The sequence below is a fragment of the Arthrobacter sp. StoSoilB5 genome, from assembly GCF_019977235.1.
Taxonomy (GTDB): Bacteria; Actinomycetota; Actinomycetes; order Actinomycetales; family Micrococcaceae; genus Arthrobacter.
Genome location: NZ_AP024646.1, coordinates 2,423,582 through 2,437,225 on the forward strand (window position 1 = coordinate 2,423,582; position 13,644 = coordinate 2,437,225).

Annotated in this window: 13 protein-coding genes; 8 read left to right on the forward strand and 5 right to left on the reverse strand. The window is 62.0% G+C overall.

Annotated features, from left to right (window positions below):
- Window positions 1-23: 23 nt before the first annotated feature.
- Window positions 24-749: a CoA transferase subunit A gene (locus LDN75_RS10955; protein ID WP_346347168.1), complete on the reverse strand. Its 726-nt coding sequence runs from the start codon at window positions 747-749 to the stop codon at window positions 24-26.
- Window positions 750-779: 30 nt separating this feature from the next.
- Window positions 780-2,021 carry an aminotransferase class I/II-fold pyridoxal phosphate-dependent enzyme gene (locus tag LDN75_RS10960; RefSeq protein WP_223937554.1) on the reverse strand — a complete coding sequence of 414 codons (1,242 nt, stop codon included), beginning with the start codon at window positions 2,019-2,021 and terminating at the stop codon, window positions 780-782.
- 220 nt (window positions 2,022-2,241) lie between these two features.
- Between LDN75_RS10960 and pdxS the strand changes: the two genes are divergently transcribed.
- Together pdxS and LDN75_RS10970 are read left to right on the forward strand one after the other, a co-directional pair.
- Complete coding sequence (gene pdxS / locus LDN75_RS10965; protein ID WP_223937555.1) at window positions 2,242-3,153, forward strand: pyridoxal 5'-phosphate synthase lyase subunit PdxS; 912 nt, start codon at window positions 2,242-2,244, stop codon at window positions 3,151-3,153.
- Between the two features lie 105 nt (window positions 3,154-3,258).
- The gene (locus LDN75_RS10970) at window positions 3,259-3,615 is read left to right on the forward strand and encodes a carboxymuconolactone decarboxylase family protein (RefSeq protein WP_223937292.1); all 357 of its coding nucleotides are present in this window, start codon (window positions 3,259-3,261) and stop codon (window positions 3,613-3,615) included.
- Window positions 3,616-4,100: 485 nt separating this feature from the next.
- Here the strand turns inward: LDN75_RS10970 and LDN75_RS10975 are convergent, their stop codons facing one another.
- From LDN75_RS10975 to LDN75_RS10985, 3 genes are all read right to left on the reverse strand, one after another.
- Window positions 4,101-5,423, reverse strand: coding sequence for a GNAT family N-acetyltransferase (locus LDN75_RS10975; protein WP_223937293.1), 1,323 nt, complete (start codon window positions 5,421-5,423; stop codon window positions 4,101-4,103).
- A gap of 80 nt (window positions 5,424-5,503) precedes the next feature.
- On the reverse strand, window positions 5,504-5,977 hold the full coding sequence (locus tag LDN75_RS10980; RefSeq protein WP_223937294.1) for an Lrp/AsnC family transcriptional regulator: 474 nt from the start codon (window positions 5,975-5,977) through the stop codon (window positions 5,504-5,506).
- Window positions 5,978-6,163: 186 nt separating this feature from the next.
- Entirely contained in the window at window positions 6,164-7,621 is a 1,458-nt protein-coding gene (locus LDN75_RS10985) for an aldehyde dehydrogenase family protein (protein ID WP_223937295.1), read from the reverse strand.
- Between the two features lie 206 nt (window positions 7,622-7,827).
- Here LDN75_RS10985 and LDN75_RS10990 point away from each other — a divergent pair, with 206 nt between their 5' ends.
- From LDN75_RS10990 to LDN75_RS11015, 6 genes are all read left to right on the forward strand, one after another.
- Window positions 7,828-9,264: an APC family permease gene (locus LDN75_RS10990; protein WP_223937296.1), complete on the forward strand. Its 1,437-nt coding sequence runs from the start codon at window positions 7,828-7,830 to the stop codon at window positions 9,262-9,264.
- A 24-nt stretch (window positions 9,265-9,288) separates the two neighbouring features.
- Complete coding sequence (locus tag LDN75_RS10995) at window positions 9,289-9,654, forward strand: multidrug efflux SMR transporter (protein ID WP_223937297.1); 366 nt, start codon at window positions 9,289-9,291, stop codon at window positions 9,652-9,654.
- A gap of 37 nt (window positions 9,655-9,691) precedes the next feature.
- Window positions 9,692-11,122 (forward strand): FAD-dependent oxidoreductase, encoded by a 1,431-nt coding sequence (locus LDN75_RS11000; protein ID WP_223937298.1) that lies wholly within the window; start codon window positions 9,692-9,694, stop codon window positions 11,120-11,122.
- The gene (locus LDN75_RS11005; RefSeq protein ID WP_223937299.1) at window positions 11,119-11,478 is read left to right on the forward strand and encodes a cupin domain-containing protein; all 360 of its coding nucleotides are present in this window, start codon (window positions 11,119-11,121) and stop codon (window positions 11,476-11,478) included. Before LDN75_RS11000 ends, LDN75_RS11005 begins: the two co-directional genes overlap by 4 nt.
- A gap of 70 nt (window positions 11,479-11,548) precedes the next feature.
- Window positions 11,549-13,024, forward strand: coding sequence for a gamma-aminobutyraldehyde dehydrogenase (locus tag LDN75_RS11010; RefSeq protein ID WP_223937300.1), 1,476 nt, complete (start codon window positions 11,549-11,551; stop codon window positions 13,022-13,024).
- A gap of 78 nt (window positions 13,025-13,102) precedes the next feature.
- Window positions 13,103-13,354, forward strand: a complete 252-nt coding sequence (locus LDN75_RS11015; protein WP_223937301.1) for a hypothetical protein — start codon at window positions 13,103-13,105, stop codon at window positions 13,352-13,354.
- Window positions 13,355-13,644 lie beyond the last annotated feature (290 nt).

Here is a 13,644-nt window from a genome sequence, read left to right on the forward strand (position 1 = left end):
CTATAGTTCGTCTTTCGATGTGTTTATCGCGCGCCTGCTCGGGGGGTGAGTTGCACGATCCGATGAACGAATATCCCGGGGAGATGGATGTTATCGGGTCCAAGCTGACCGGCTTCAACCACCTTCTCCGCCTCCAGGATGGTCATCCTGCCGGCCATAGCTGCCAGGGGATTGAAATTGCTTGCCGAAAGGTTGAAACGTGCGTTTCCGGCAGTGTCCGCTACTGCCGCCCGGACGAGGGCGAAATCAGTGCGGATGCCGGTTTCGAGCACCATCGGAACCCCGTCGAAAGCGCGCACTTCTTTCGGCGAGGATGCCACTTCGACTTCCCCGCGGGTGTTGTAGCGCCAGGGCAGGCCGCCGTCCTGGACGGCTGTTCCCGTTCCGGCCGGCACATAGAATCCGCCGATGCCGGCCCCGCCGCACCGGAGCCGTTCGGCGAGCGTTCCCTGGGGAGTGAGCTCAACTTCAAATTCGCCGGAGAGGTATTGCCTGGCAAATTCCTTGTTTTCCCCCACGTAGGAAGCCGTTACTCTGGAGATCCTTCCGGCATCCAGCAGCATCCCCAGGCCCTGTCCGTACACGCCGCAGTCATTGCTGACAACTTCAAGGCCTTCAGTGCCCTGTTCAAGCAGGGCTTTGATCAGAGTGCTTGGGATGCCGCACAGACCGAAGCCTCCGACTGCCACCGTGTTGCCGCTGCCGATGTCGCTGACTGCGATACGGGCGCTTTCCACTAGTTTTGACATTGCCGCCTCTTTCCAGTCCCGGGCTGGCCCTTATTCGGCCGTCAGTTCAGTGAGTGCCCGGCGGAGATGGTCCAGAGACTTGGCGATCCAGGGAAGCTGCAGCGGGTCGGGGGACTGAAGAGCCTCCCACCGTTCCTCGGCTGTGGTCCCATAGAGCAGGCTGGTTGCCACGCGTGCGCGAAGTCCCACCGGATCGTCGCCGAATGCCTCTCCGGCGAGGACCCCGACGCCGTGCCGGTCCAGGAGGGTAGCCGCGAGATCGGCGCTCGTGTGGACTCCTTTTCGGGCCAATGTGGACCGGACTGGTTCGAAATCCGGGTAGATGTAGAAGCCGGCTTCTGGCTTGCGGCAGGTAGCTCCCGCGGCAATGAATTCGTTGTAGACGGCATTGGCGACCTTGGAATGCAGAGCGGTGGACGTTGCGATGTGTTCCCGGACTTCGTCCGGCTCGTCCAGGATGTAGGCGGCAGCCGCCTGCATCGGTGCCGCCAGGCTGGACCACACCTCGCTGGCTACGCCGATGATGTCCTGCAGGACCTGATCTCCCCATTCGTTGTGCGGGACCCGTGCGAAGCCGATTCGCCATCCACCCAGCGCCAGCGATTTGGACAGACCTGTCGTGATGATGGTGCGTTCTTCGAGGTATCGGGCGGCGCTTGGCGCGGTTCCGTTGTGGACCACTTCGCCATAGATCTCATCCGAGATGATGGCCAAGCTGTATTTTTCGGCAATGGCGCACAGTTCCTTGACAGCCGCTTCCCCGGCTACGGTTCCTGTGGGGTTGTCGGGAACCGTCAGAAGCAGGATGCCCGGTTTGCGGCCGGCCTCCAGAGCGCGCTGAATAACGTCCTCAAGGAGCGCCGGGTCAGGGATGCCGCCGGCCTCGGCCGGGATAGGCACGTCGATGACTGGCTTGTTCAGCAGGGCAGCCTGGGCGGCGTAGCTCACCCAGGAAGGCCTCGCCAAAATAAGGTCGCCCGGAAGAACGGCAATGGCTGCGAACAGAAGCGCTTTGCTGCCGGGAGCAAAAACTATCTGGTCAGCGGTGGTGGAAATTCCACGCCGGGTGAACCAGCCCGCGCCTGCCTCGCGGGCGGCGACGGAACCGACAACGGCGCCGTAACTGTTCTGTATGGCGGCCTCTTGAAGGACCTTTGAGATGAATTCCGGTACGGGAAGTCCGGCCTCTCCGAAACCGAGGTGGAGGACCTCTTCACCAGAAGCTTTGCGCTTCTGGATGGCTTCGTTGATTGCAAGGGTTGCCGAGTGCATCGTCAATTGAATCTCCTGAAGGGGGTATGCAACTTTTATTGCGTCGAATACAATCGATGGTAGATTAATTGCGTTGCCTCCACAAGGGGTAACTCTGCCGGGCAGCTTCACCCCTAGGGCGCCCACCACGCGGTTGATCGTCGCTCACGGCCAGGCTTCATCAAGCCCGATAAGGCCAGCCATCCACCTATTCACAGGGGTTTTTGTGTCTGTACCTGATATGAACCGCAACGTCGTCGCTTCGGCGAACAGCGTCACGGGCAGCAGCCGCGTCAAGCGCGGCATGGCGGAGATGCTCAAGGGCGGCGTCATCATGGACGTCGTCAACGTCGAGCAGGCCCGCATCGCCGAGGATGCCGGGGCCGTGGCCGTCATGGCGCTGGAACGCGTCCCGGCCGACATCCGCGCCCAGGGCGGCGTGTCCCGGATGTCGGACCCGGACATGATCGAGGCGATCATCGCGGCCGTGTCCATCCCGGTCATGGCGAAGGTCCGGATCGGGCACTTCGTCGAGGCCCAGGTCATCCAGACCCTCGGCGTGGACTACATCGACGAGTCCGAGGTCCTGACCCCGGCCGACTACGCCCACCACATCGACAGATGGAACTTCACGATTCCCTTCGTCTGCGGTGCCACGAACCTCGGTGAGGCCCTGCGCCGCATCAACGAGGGTGCGGCCATGATCCGGTCCAAGGGCGAGGCCGGCACCGGCGATGTCTCCAACGCGACCGGCCACATGCGCCAGATCCGCGCCGAGATCAAGCGGCTGGCCGGCATGGCCGAGGACGAGCTCTACGTCGCCGCCAAGGAACTGCAGGCCCCGTACGACCTGGTCAAGGAAGTTGCTGCCGCCGGCAAGCTCCCCGTCGTCCTGTTCACCGCCGGCGGCATCGCCACCCCGGCCGACGCCGCCATGATGATGCAGCTCGGCGCCGACGGCGTCTTCGTCGGCTCCGGCATCTTCAAGTCCGGCAACCCGGCCCAGCGTGCCGCCGCCGTCGTGAAGGCCACCACGTTCTTCGATGACCCGGACGAAATCGCCAAGGCCTCCCGCGGCCTGGGCGAGGCCATGGTCGGGATCAACGTCGATGAAATCCCGCAGCCGCACCGCCTCGCCCAGCGCGGCTGGTAACCCGAAGCATCAGGCCGAAGAAAGCGACGAAAAATGGTTGATTCAGAATCAGCACAATTAACTCACGCGCAGCTCAGGAAGACATCTCCGGGGATGGATCGAGGATTGAGCATCCGGCGGCAAGTAATGGGGCATGCCTTCGTAGACAAGGCACTCACTAGGGCGGCTGACACGCCGGCCTGGCCACTGCAGGAACACATCACCGAGCACGTATGGGGCGCCGTCTGGTCCAGGGACGGCCTCGATAGGCGGAGCAGAAGCATAGCCACATTGAGCATCCTTGTGGCGTTGCGGGCCCATGAGGAACTGGTCGGCCACACCAGAGCTGCGCTGACCAACGGACTCACACGAGAAGAAATCGTCGAACTCGTCATTCATGCCAGCGCATACTGTGGCGCACCGGCTGCCCTGTCGGCGATGCGCGTCGTCGAGTCTTCATTCAGCAGCCTAACCGAGTCGTAAACCACCTCAGACAGCGCCACCGCATCATTCCATCACAAATGCATACGACGACGGCGTAGAGAAATCCCAGCAGTAATGCCGGCCCGACACCGGGGGAGCTGATCGTCGCCGCTATGGCCCGGAAATGACGATTTTGAACAAAGACTTAACAAGGCTGGACGCTCGGATGGGGGAGAAGCCACGGAGCACCGGCATGATCGGACCCGCTCAGCATGCCGGGTTTCGGCGTGCATCATAAGTTCATGGGCGCACTCGGAGTCATCGCAGCCCTCAGCAGGCCAGGTCAATCCCGCGCCGAGGAGATCAGGGACGTCCTGCTAGCCCGGGCCTCTGCATTATGGGCAACCCTAGGTGGGACCACAAAGAATGCCCAAAATGAAGGGTTGACTGGAGCCTGTCTCGTTCGAAAAGCAGTCCCATGAGCGGCAGCCCAAGCTGTGCTCGGCGGCAATCAATGAACGCGCGGCAGTAATCAATGAAACAGCTCACACCCGGCCCAAGGCGACGATGTCCTCGAGGAATTCTCGATGGACCTGCTCGCTCACGGTGGTGCGTGTATCGGCGATCGCGTCGAGGTAGTCCTGCTTGACCGGGCCCTTGCGTCCGTTCGACGAGGCGCCTGAGGCGCGGGCCGAACCGCCCGAAGCACCACCGCCGTCGTACACTGCCTTCTCCAAAGCGCGCTGGGACGCGCTTCGCGCGGCGAACTCGATGTCCGCGGGCGAAAAGCCCTTGGTACGCTCCACCAGCCCGGCTACATCAACCGAGTCCACTATGGTTGCGGGGATGAAACGCTGCCATATGGCTTCGCGGGCGTGGACGTCCGGTAGTCCGATAGGGATGACATAGTCAAAGCGGCCGTGGCGGAGGAATGCCGTGTCCAAGGCGCGGATGAAGTTTGTTGCGCAGACCAGGAGGCGGCCGGGTTGTTCGCGGAAGGCCGGGATGATCTTGAGCAGCTCGTTGGTGACGCCCTGCAGCGGAGACGGCGGATCGCCCGCGCGCTGCGACGCGATCTCCTCCACCTCGTCGATGAACACCACAGCGTGTTCCAGCTCAGCGATTTCCAGGAACGTCTCACGCAGCGCAGCGGCCAGGCCCTTGGGGTCAGCGGCCAACCGCGAGGGGAAGACCTCCACGAACGGCCACTCCAACCGCGACGCGATGGCCTTGGCGAAGGTCGTCTTGCCGGTACCTGGCGGACCGAACAGCACGACGGCCCGCGGCGGCACCACGCCATACTCGTCGGCGAGGTCGGCTTCGGCCAGGGGCAGGACCAACCGGCGCTCCAGGAGTTCCTTTTCATGCTTCATCCCGGCCACGTTCTGCCACAGATCACGCGCCAGGATCCTGCCACCGAGCAGGCTCAGCGGCTCCAACTCCTGACGCTGCACGGGAATGGTGCGCTCGAAATAGCGCGGGTTCTTCTTCACCACGAAACCGCGGCCCAGGAACGCTTCAACGCGCGTCTCCGTTTCGGGCATGAGTGCGGACAACTTGTTGAGCCCGTGCGGAGCCATCCGGTTCTCGACGGCGGCCAGCAGCGAAGTGCCGATGCCGTGGCCGCGGAACTCTGTCAGTGTGGCCAGAAAAACCACCCAGCCTTGGTCGTGCGCGGCGCGTCCCACGGCGGCACCCACCACCTGGTCGCCGTGGACCGCAACCACCGCATGGTCTTTTTCACATGACGCCAGTACCTCTGAGAGTGCATAGACGGGCTCAACACCGTCAGCCTTGAGCGACTCCCAAAGGTGCAGAATGCCGTCCAGATCGGACGAGTGGAAGTCCCTGATGCGCCAATTGACCATGGCTGTCTCCCCGGTGATTCGCATCGTGACGTGAGGCACCGCTGCGGCATAGAAATTGGGTGTGTTCGAGCGCGGCCGGCTCAGTTGCCGACGCCCCATCCGTAGGCGAGCTTATGGGCTTCAAGAACGAAGAACGTCTCAGTGGACTGAACGCCCGGAACGAGTTGAAGGCGCTCGTAGAGAAACTCGGTGTAGTGCGGCAGATCCCGGCAGACTACTTCGACCATGACATCAAAAGTCCCTGCGGTGAGGATGACATAGCTGGTCTCCGGAAACTCTGCCAAGCTTTTGCAGACATCCCGGCCAGTGCCTGGCGCGCATTTAAGGCCCACCATGGCCAGCCTGTCGAAGCCGATGGCCAAGGGATTGGCGATTCCGACGATCTGCAGTATCCCCGATTCTTCGAGTCTCTGGACACGGTAGCGAACTGAAGAGGCGGGGATGCCCGATTCATCGGCTATCTCTTTGAAGGGTTTGCGGCCATTAAGCTGCAAGGCAGCTATGAGTTGACGATCGACGTCGTCCAAGCGGGATCCGCCGTTGTGCTGTTCCATCGTTGCCTCCGTGCTGTCCTTGCTCCGTGGGCGTGAGGACTGTTGTTCTTTACCGTCGTCGACCATTTGGCCAGTTTTACCTGCAGTGCGGTGTGGGTCAAATGCAGGGGCACGTCCCCAGCTGGGGGTTGACCCCAGCTGGGGTTACGGAACGCGTGATGCGTCGGCCTGCTGTCGTGTTGCCCCTTACGCGCCCAGGTGGATCACGCCGGTCCGGACATTGGTCATGTCGTTCAATGTGTAGGCGCCTCCAATTCGACCCCAGCCGGTGCCCTTGCCCCCGGCGCCGCCGAAGGGCATGTTCACATCCCACCAGCCGTTGGAATCGTTGACGACCACCTGCCCAGTCTCAAGTTCTTCTATGAACCGGTATGCCTTGGTCAGATTTTCCGTGAACACGGCTGACTGCAGTCCGAGGGCGTCGGCGTTGGCAATGCGCAGGATATCGTCGTCGTCAGCGCCGGTGAGGACGGGCAGGACAGGCCCAAAGGATTCCTCGCGGGAGAGCAGGCTGTCCTCAGTCACGCCGTCCACCACCGTGAACGGGTAGTACAGGTCAGTCGGGAACCCCGTCTGCCGGGCACCACCGAGCAGCACATCCAATCCCCGTGCCCGCGCGTCCGCGAGATGGCGGTCCATCTTGGCTGCGACACCTTCGTTGTTCAACGGCCCCAGGTTGGTCGCGGGATCAAACGGGTTACCGAGGGACACGGTGGTGGAGTACTTCAGCACGGCTTCGATGAAGTCGTCGTGAACGTTGCGGTGAACGATTACCCGCTCCGTAGCGCAGCAGACCTGTCCCGCGCAGAAAAAGGCGCCGTCTACTGCGGCTTTTGCGGCTCGGGCTATGTTGGCATCTTCGAGGACGACAACGGGGCCGTTGCCGGAGCATTCCATGATCGATGGTTTCAGGCCAGCCGTAGCTTGAATCTTGGCCCCGGTAGCTGAGGACCCGATGAATCCGATGGCGTCGATGCCCGGGTGGGCGACAAGTTTCCCGCCGAAATCGCCCTCGCCCGGCAGGATGCTGACCAAACCGTCCGGGACGCCTGCTTCGAGGAGCGCGTCCATTGCTGCAAGCACGGTAAGGGATGTGTGGCTTGGCGGTTTGACGATGTGTGCGTTCCCCGTTGCCAAGCCGGGTGCTACGAACTCGGCAAACATGAGCAATGGAAAGTTCCATGGCGTGATGATGGCCCAGACGCCCATTGGCGCATGGAACGTGAACATTCGTTTGGCGGTGTCGTTCGACGGAAGTGTTTCGCCATGCTGACGGACGGCATCTTCGGCGTGCAGGTGGAACAGTTGAGCGGCTTCCTTGACATCTGCGATGGATTCGGCGAGGGGTTTGCCCTGCTCCAGCGTTTGTAGACGTGCAAGCTCATCGATCCGGCGTTCCAGCGCGTCACCGATGCGGTGATTGATTTCGGCGCGTTTCCATACGCCGAGTTTTCGCCAGGCGGCCTGGGCCTCGTGGGCTTTGCGTACGGCTGTGTCGAGTTCGGTCTGGCCAGGGATGGGGAGGGTGGCGATTGCCTGACCGGTGACGGGGCTGCGCACTTCGAAGCTCTCGCCGGTGCTCCCGTCGCTGAATTGTCCGGCGATGAAGAGCTGGGTCCGAGGGGGAGTCGGCATTTCTGACATGGTGGTGCATCTCCAAGGGTAGGCACTATGGTGCAAATCACACTAAACCTCCCGCTTTGCGCTGTCAACCAAAATTGCTAAATGTTCTTGTTCTAAACACAAAGTTTTCATGATCTATTGACGCATGCAGCGAATCGGATCAATATGTATTGCGGCCGTCACAGGAAATCTGACCGCGCCCCGCCCCCCAATCCATCGGAGATATCATGTCAGGACAAATGCAGCCGCCGCCCGAGGTGGAACTGCCCAAGAAAATGCGCTGGTTCGACGGTTTCGCAATGTCGATGACCATGCCAGCCGCCCTTATCGCAACGCTCGGCGCGTCCGTAGCCGGCCTGGGAGGCTGGGGAGCTGCCGTGCTGTGGGCGGCGTCGATGATCCTGGCCATGGGTGTGAACTGGATTTACATGGAACTCTCCACCATGTTTCCCGACTCGTCCGGCGGAATCGCGCACTACGCCGCAGAGGCTTGGAAAAGCCGGGCGCCGTGGGTCGGACCGCTCGCCAGCGTCGGGTATTGGCTGCCCTGGGGCACGAACCTGGCCACCTACGGCGCCGTCACCGGCGCGCTCGTTCAGGCGCAGTGGTTCCCCGGTCACGACTGGGTGTTGTTTTTCGGGCCGGTCTCCATCACCTTCCCGATCCTGGTCGGCCTGATCGTCATCTTCGTCCTGTATGGCATCAACCTGGCGGGCGTACGCATGACCATGGCGTTCGTCTACGTCACTGCCGCCATTCTGATGATCCCGCTGTTCGTTTTCATCGTGCTGCCACCATTCCAGGCCGGGTGGGCACCGATGGACCTCTCCTGGAACCTTCACGGTTTCGAAGGGCTGCACACAGCTCTGGTGTGGATGTACATCATGGCGTGGACCACTTTTGGAGTGGAAGTCTGCGCAACATTTGCGCCCGAGTACCGGGACTCCGTGAAGGACACCACTAAGGCGATCAAGGCCGCCGTTCTATTCTGCTTGGGAGTGTTCTTCCTGATCCCCATCACCCTGGGTGGTTACGCGGGTGAAGCGGCCATCGCCGATGACCCCGCGACGTTCTTCATTGCGAGCTTCGCCAAGATGATAGGTGGCGCCTCCGACTTCATGGTGCTGTGCCTGATCGCTTCCCTCCTGCTGATCATGTTGACCTCCGTTGCCGATGCTTCGCGCGTGCTCTTCAACATGGGCAAGGAAGGCATGACATTCCGCAGTGTGGGCAGGCTCAATCGCCGCGGCGTACCGGTACGGGCACTCAACGTCATGCTGGTGATGAACATATTGGTGCTCGTGGTGCTGCAGTCGCCTCTGGCCATCATCGTCACAGGCAACCTCGGCTACATCCTCACCCACATTCTGGCGGTGTCCGGCTTCCTGCTCCTGCGTAAGGACCGCCCCGATGCCACGAGGCCCGTCAAGCTGCCTCGGTTCTTCGTTCCGCTGGCCTGGGTCCTGGCTGCGATCATGGCGCTGATTTTGGTTGTCGGCGCGACGGGCTTCGCCGTGACTGGATACGGAGGCTACAAGGAGCTGGGAATCGCGGTATCAGTGCTGTCCGCGGGCGTTGTGATCTGGTGGTTTGTCACCGGCCGCCGCTACAGGCGAGACCGCCCGTCGGTGGAGTCGGAGTCATCCAACAAGACGAAGGTCTGACTCCCAAAGGGGAAAGGAACCGCAATGCACTGGCTCTTCTTGACGGCTGCCATTCTGTGCGAGGTCGCCGCAACCGCTCTTTTGAAGGCCTCCGCCGGCTTCACCAAACCCTGGCCCACAGTCGGCATGATCGCCGGGTATGCCCTCTCGTTCTACCTTCTAAGTTTCGCCTTGCGGTCCCTCACCATTGGCACCACCTACGCCATTTGGTCCGCCGCCGGAACCGTCCTCATCGCGGTCATCGGAGTCTTGGCGTTCAGCGAAAGACTTACCGTCCTCCAACTGATCGGAATTGCTGTGACGATTGCCGGCGTCGTCCTTATCAACTTGGGTGAAGCGCCGATCAGCAGCCCGAGTCCAACCACACAAGATACGTCGGTCCATCACTAGCCAGGTGCAAGACAGACAACAAGCAAGGAACCGAGAAATGATTAGCTATGACCGTGCCGAGGCAGCCGCCACGGCGGCCAACATCGACGAAGCATTGGCGACGGCGGCGCCCCTCCCGTACTGGCTTGACCACCCGGATCGGCCGGATGCCCTGCCACATTTGTCAGCCGATACTTCCGCGGATCTGGCGATTGTGGGCGGCGGCTACACGGGGTTGTGGACTGCCCTTCTGGCCAAAGAACGTGATCCGGGCAGACGCGTGGTGCTGCTTGAGGGGCAGCGCATTGGCTGGGCTGCCTCTGGACGTAACGGCGGCTTCTGCGAACCGTCGCTGACCCACGGCGCAGCCAATGGCCAGCGGCACCTGCCCGGAGAAGTCCAACTCCTTGACCGGCTGGGCCGGGAGAACATGCGGGAGATCCAGGAGACGGTGCGGCGTTACGGAATCGACTGTGATCTGGAAGTTACCGGAGTGCTTAAGGTGGCGACAGAACAGCACCAGGTCCCGTGGCTGCTTGACTCCGCTGACGGGGAGCGCACGGAGTATTTTGACCGTGCGGCCATCGCCGAGGAGATTGCCTCACCTCTTTACCATGCAGGTTTGTGGAAACGCGACGGTGCCCTGATGGTGCATCCCGCCAAACTGGCGTGGGGTATGCGCCGGGTCTGCCTCGACCTGGGTGTGGAGATCTATGAGCACACCACTGTCGAACGCCTCGAACCGAAAGACGATACCGTGCTTGTGAATACTCCCTCGGCTACGGTTCGTGCGTCGAAGGTGGCTCTGGCAACTAATGTGTTCCAGCCGCTGCTCAAACGCGCACGCCCGTTCACAGTCCCGGTTTACGACTACGCCCTGATGACGGAGCCCCTGACCGAGGAACAAATGGACGCGGTTGGCTGGCGAAACCGGCAGGGGGTGACTGACCTGAACAACCGTTTCCACTACTACCGGATCACCCGGGACCTCGAAGGACGAAACAGAATCCTTTTTGGTGGCTATGATGCCATCTACAATTTCGGGGGGCGCATGAAGCCAGAATACGAACAGAACGCCGAAACCTCCCGTAAGCTCGCCGCTCATTTCTTTGCCACCTTCCCTCAATTGGCGGACGTGAAGTTCTCGCACCAGTGGGGTGGCGCAATCGATACCTGCAGCCGGTTCTTCTCCTTCTTCACCACCGCATACTCCGGCAGGGTGGTCCACTCTGCCGGATACACGGGGCTCGGCGTGGCGGCCACCCGTTTCGGAGCGAGGGTGATGTTGGATCTGCTTTCCGGCGAGAAGACCCATCTAACGGAGCTACAGTTGGTGAAGAAGAAGCCGATTCCGTTTCCGCCGGAACCGATAGCCTGGCTGGGCGTACGACTGATGACCGCCGCGATGGTGAAGGCCGACAGGAACCGGGGCAAGCGCGGGCCGTTCCTCAGGGTCATGGACGCCATTGGAATGGGGTTTGACTCATGATGGCCGGCCTCTTGACTCCCGGGCAGGCACTTAACGTCAACGCCGTCGCCTTGCGCCACGAGCAGGTACCGGCAGACCAGGTGGCAAAAGGCGCACCCAGCACCGGCCTGCATGACCTCGGAACGTTCGGCGGCCTCAAGCTTGGCATCTGGGAAATGTCCGAAGGCGGGATGTATGACGTCGAGATGGACGAGGTCTTCCTGGTCACTTCCGGACGGGCCACGGTGACCCTGCACGGAGGGACTGCGACTTCATCGCTCGAACTCAGCCCGGGGAGCCTGGTCAGGCTCGCCGCCGGCATGCGCACAACCTGGATCGTGCAGGAGCCGCTTCGCAAGCTCTATCTGGCACCGTAGCCCGAACAAACTAACCGCAGCGGTCCCGCTCCGGCCCTAATACCATTCCTTTCATAACAGGAGCTTCCTGATGCATCAGTTCATCGACGGCCACTTCCGCATGGGATCAGGCGACGACGCCAAGAGAGTCACCCCGGTGACCGGTGAAATTGCCGAGATCATCCGCTACGCAAACACGGGGGATGTCGATGTTGCTGTTGCCTCGGCGAAGCGCGCCTTTGATGACTGGTCGCGCTGGACACCCGGCGAACGCTCGGACGCGATCCAGCGCCTGGCGACCGAACTCAGTTGCCGCAGCGACGAACTCGCCGCCGTTGAAACTGCCCAGACCGGCAAGTCCCTGAGGTTGTCCGCGGGGTTCGACGTTCCGGGCACCGTTGACAATGCCACATTCTTCGCCGGCGCCGCCCGGCATTTGCAGGGCCTTGCGGCAGGCGAATACGGGGCAGGGGGAACATCCATGATCCGGCGTGAAGCCATCGGGGTGGTCGGCTCCATCGCTCCGTGGAACTACCCGCTCCAGATGGCAGGCTGGAAGATCCTGCCGGCCATCGCGGCCGGCAACACCATCGTCCTGAAACCCTCCGAGCTCACCCCGGGAACAAGCCTCCTGTTCGCCGAAACGGTCAAGGCCGCCGGCATCCCCGACGGCGTCGTAAACATCGTTACAGGCACCGGGGCTGTGGTCGGCGAGCATCTCGTCAGGCACCCTGACGTGGCAATGGTGTCCTTCACCGGTTCCACGAGCGTGGGACGGCACATTATGGGAGTCGCCAGCGCTACGGCCAAACGGGTACATCTGGAACTCGGCGGCAAGGCGCCTTTCCTGGTCTTTGACGACGCCGACATTGAAGCAGCAGCCCACGGCGCCGTCGCCGCATCCGTCATCAACGCAGGCCAGGACTGCACTGCCGCCACCCGGGCCTATATTCAGTCGTCAGTGTTTACGGAATTCACGGCGCGGGTGGCCGAGTTGATGAACCAGGTGGTCCTGGGGGACCCGGCAGACCCTCGCACGGATCTGGGCACGCTGATCACGCACGCACATCGGGACAGAGTATCCGGTTTTGTTGAACGGGCCCGGGGCTACGGGGCGCGCATCCTCGCGGGAGGGCATGCGCCGGGAGGGGAGCTGTCGGCGGGCGCTTTCTACCGGCCCACCCTGGTGGTGGACGTCGCGCAGGACTCGGAAATAGTGCGGGAAGAGATCTTCGGGCCGGTACTGACCGCACTCCCGTTCAATTCTGATGACGATGGCATCGTCTTGGCCAATGACACCCCCTACGGGCTCGCCGCATCTGCCTGGACCCATGACCTGGGCAGGTCCCTCCGCGCGGGCAGGGAGCTTCAGTCAGGCTGCGTCTGGATCAACGAGCACATCCCGATCGTCTCGGAGATGCCCCATGGAGGCTTTAAGGCCTCCGGCTTCGGCAAGGACATGTCGTCCTACTCGCTGGAGGAATACACGAACGTCAAACACGTCGTTATGAATGGCGAACAAACGGCACACAAGACATGGCACGACATTATTTTCAGCAAGCAGTAACTAGCCCACCCGGGCCTGCGGCAGCTTCGCCAGGCAAGTCTCAGCAGGCGCCTCGCTAGGATAAACGTAGGGAGCTCAATGACACAACGACCCGACCAAACCGTTTTGCACGTGACCAGCGCCGAAGAACTGCACACCGCGATCGACGCCGAAGTTACGAAGTTGATCAGGGAAGCGGTAGCCTCTCCCGGCGGGGGAATTCTCGTTACCCGGCACAGCCACAACGCCTTCAGCGTTCAGCTCACGCCTGAAGTCCCCTTCGGAAGCAGCGTTGAGCTTGACCTGCGCGTGGCCGGAAACGAAACGCAAGCCACACACACGTTGCCGTAGGCCGACGCCGCACCCGAAGCGCTGGGCAGAAAACGCCTCTGGACGGCCATGAGTGAAAGTCCGACGCCGGGGGAAGGGCCGGGCGCACCCCCTCCTTTCGGATGGTCTCGTGGCAGCGCCTGAGACGCGCTCGTACCGGGACAGCCCGTCTCCCAGGGGCCAAGCGGCGTCCGGCATGCATGCCCGGCGCCCCGCCATTCGGAGGGGGTTGGCCTGCGCAGCCATCGGGTTCGTGTTCTCCTTATCTTGACGAAGTGGCATTTCGCGGCATCGGGCTGCGGATACACGGC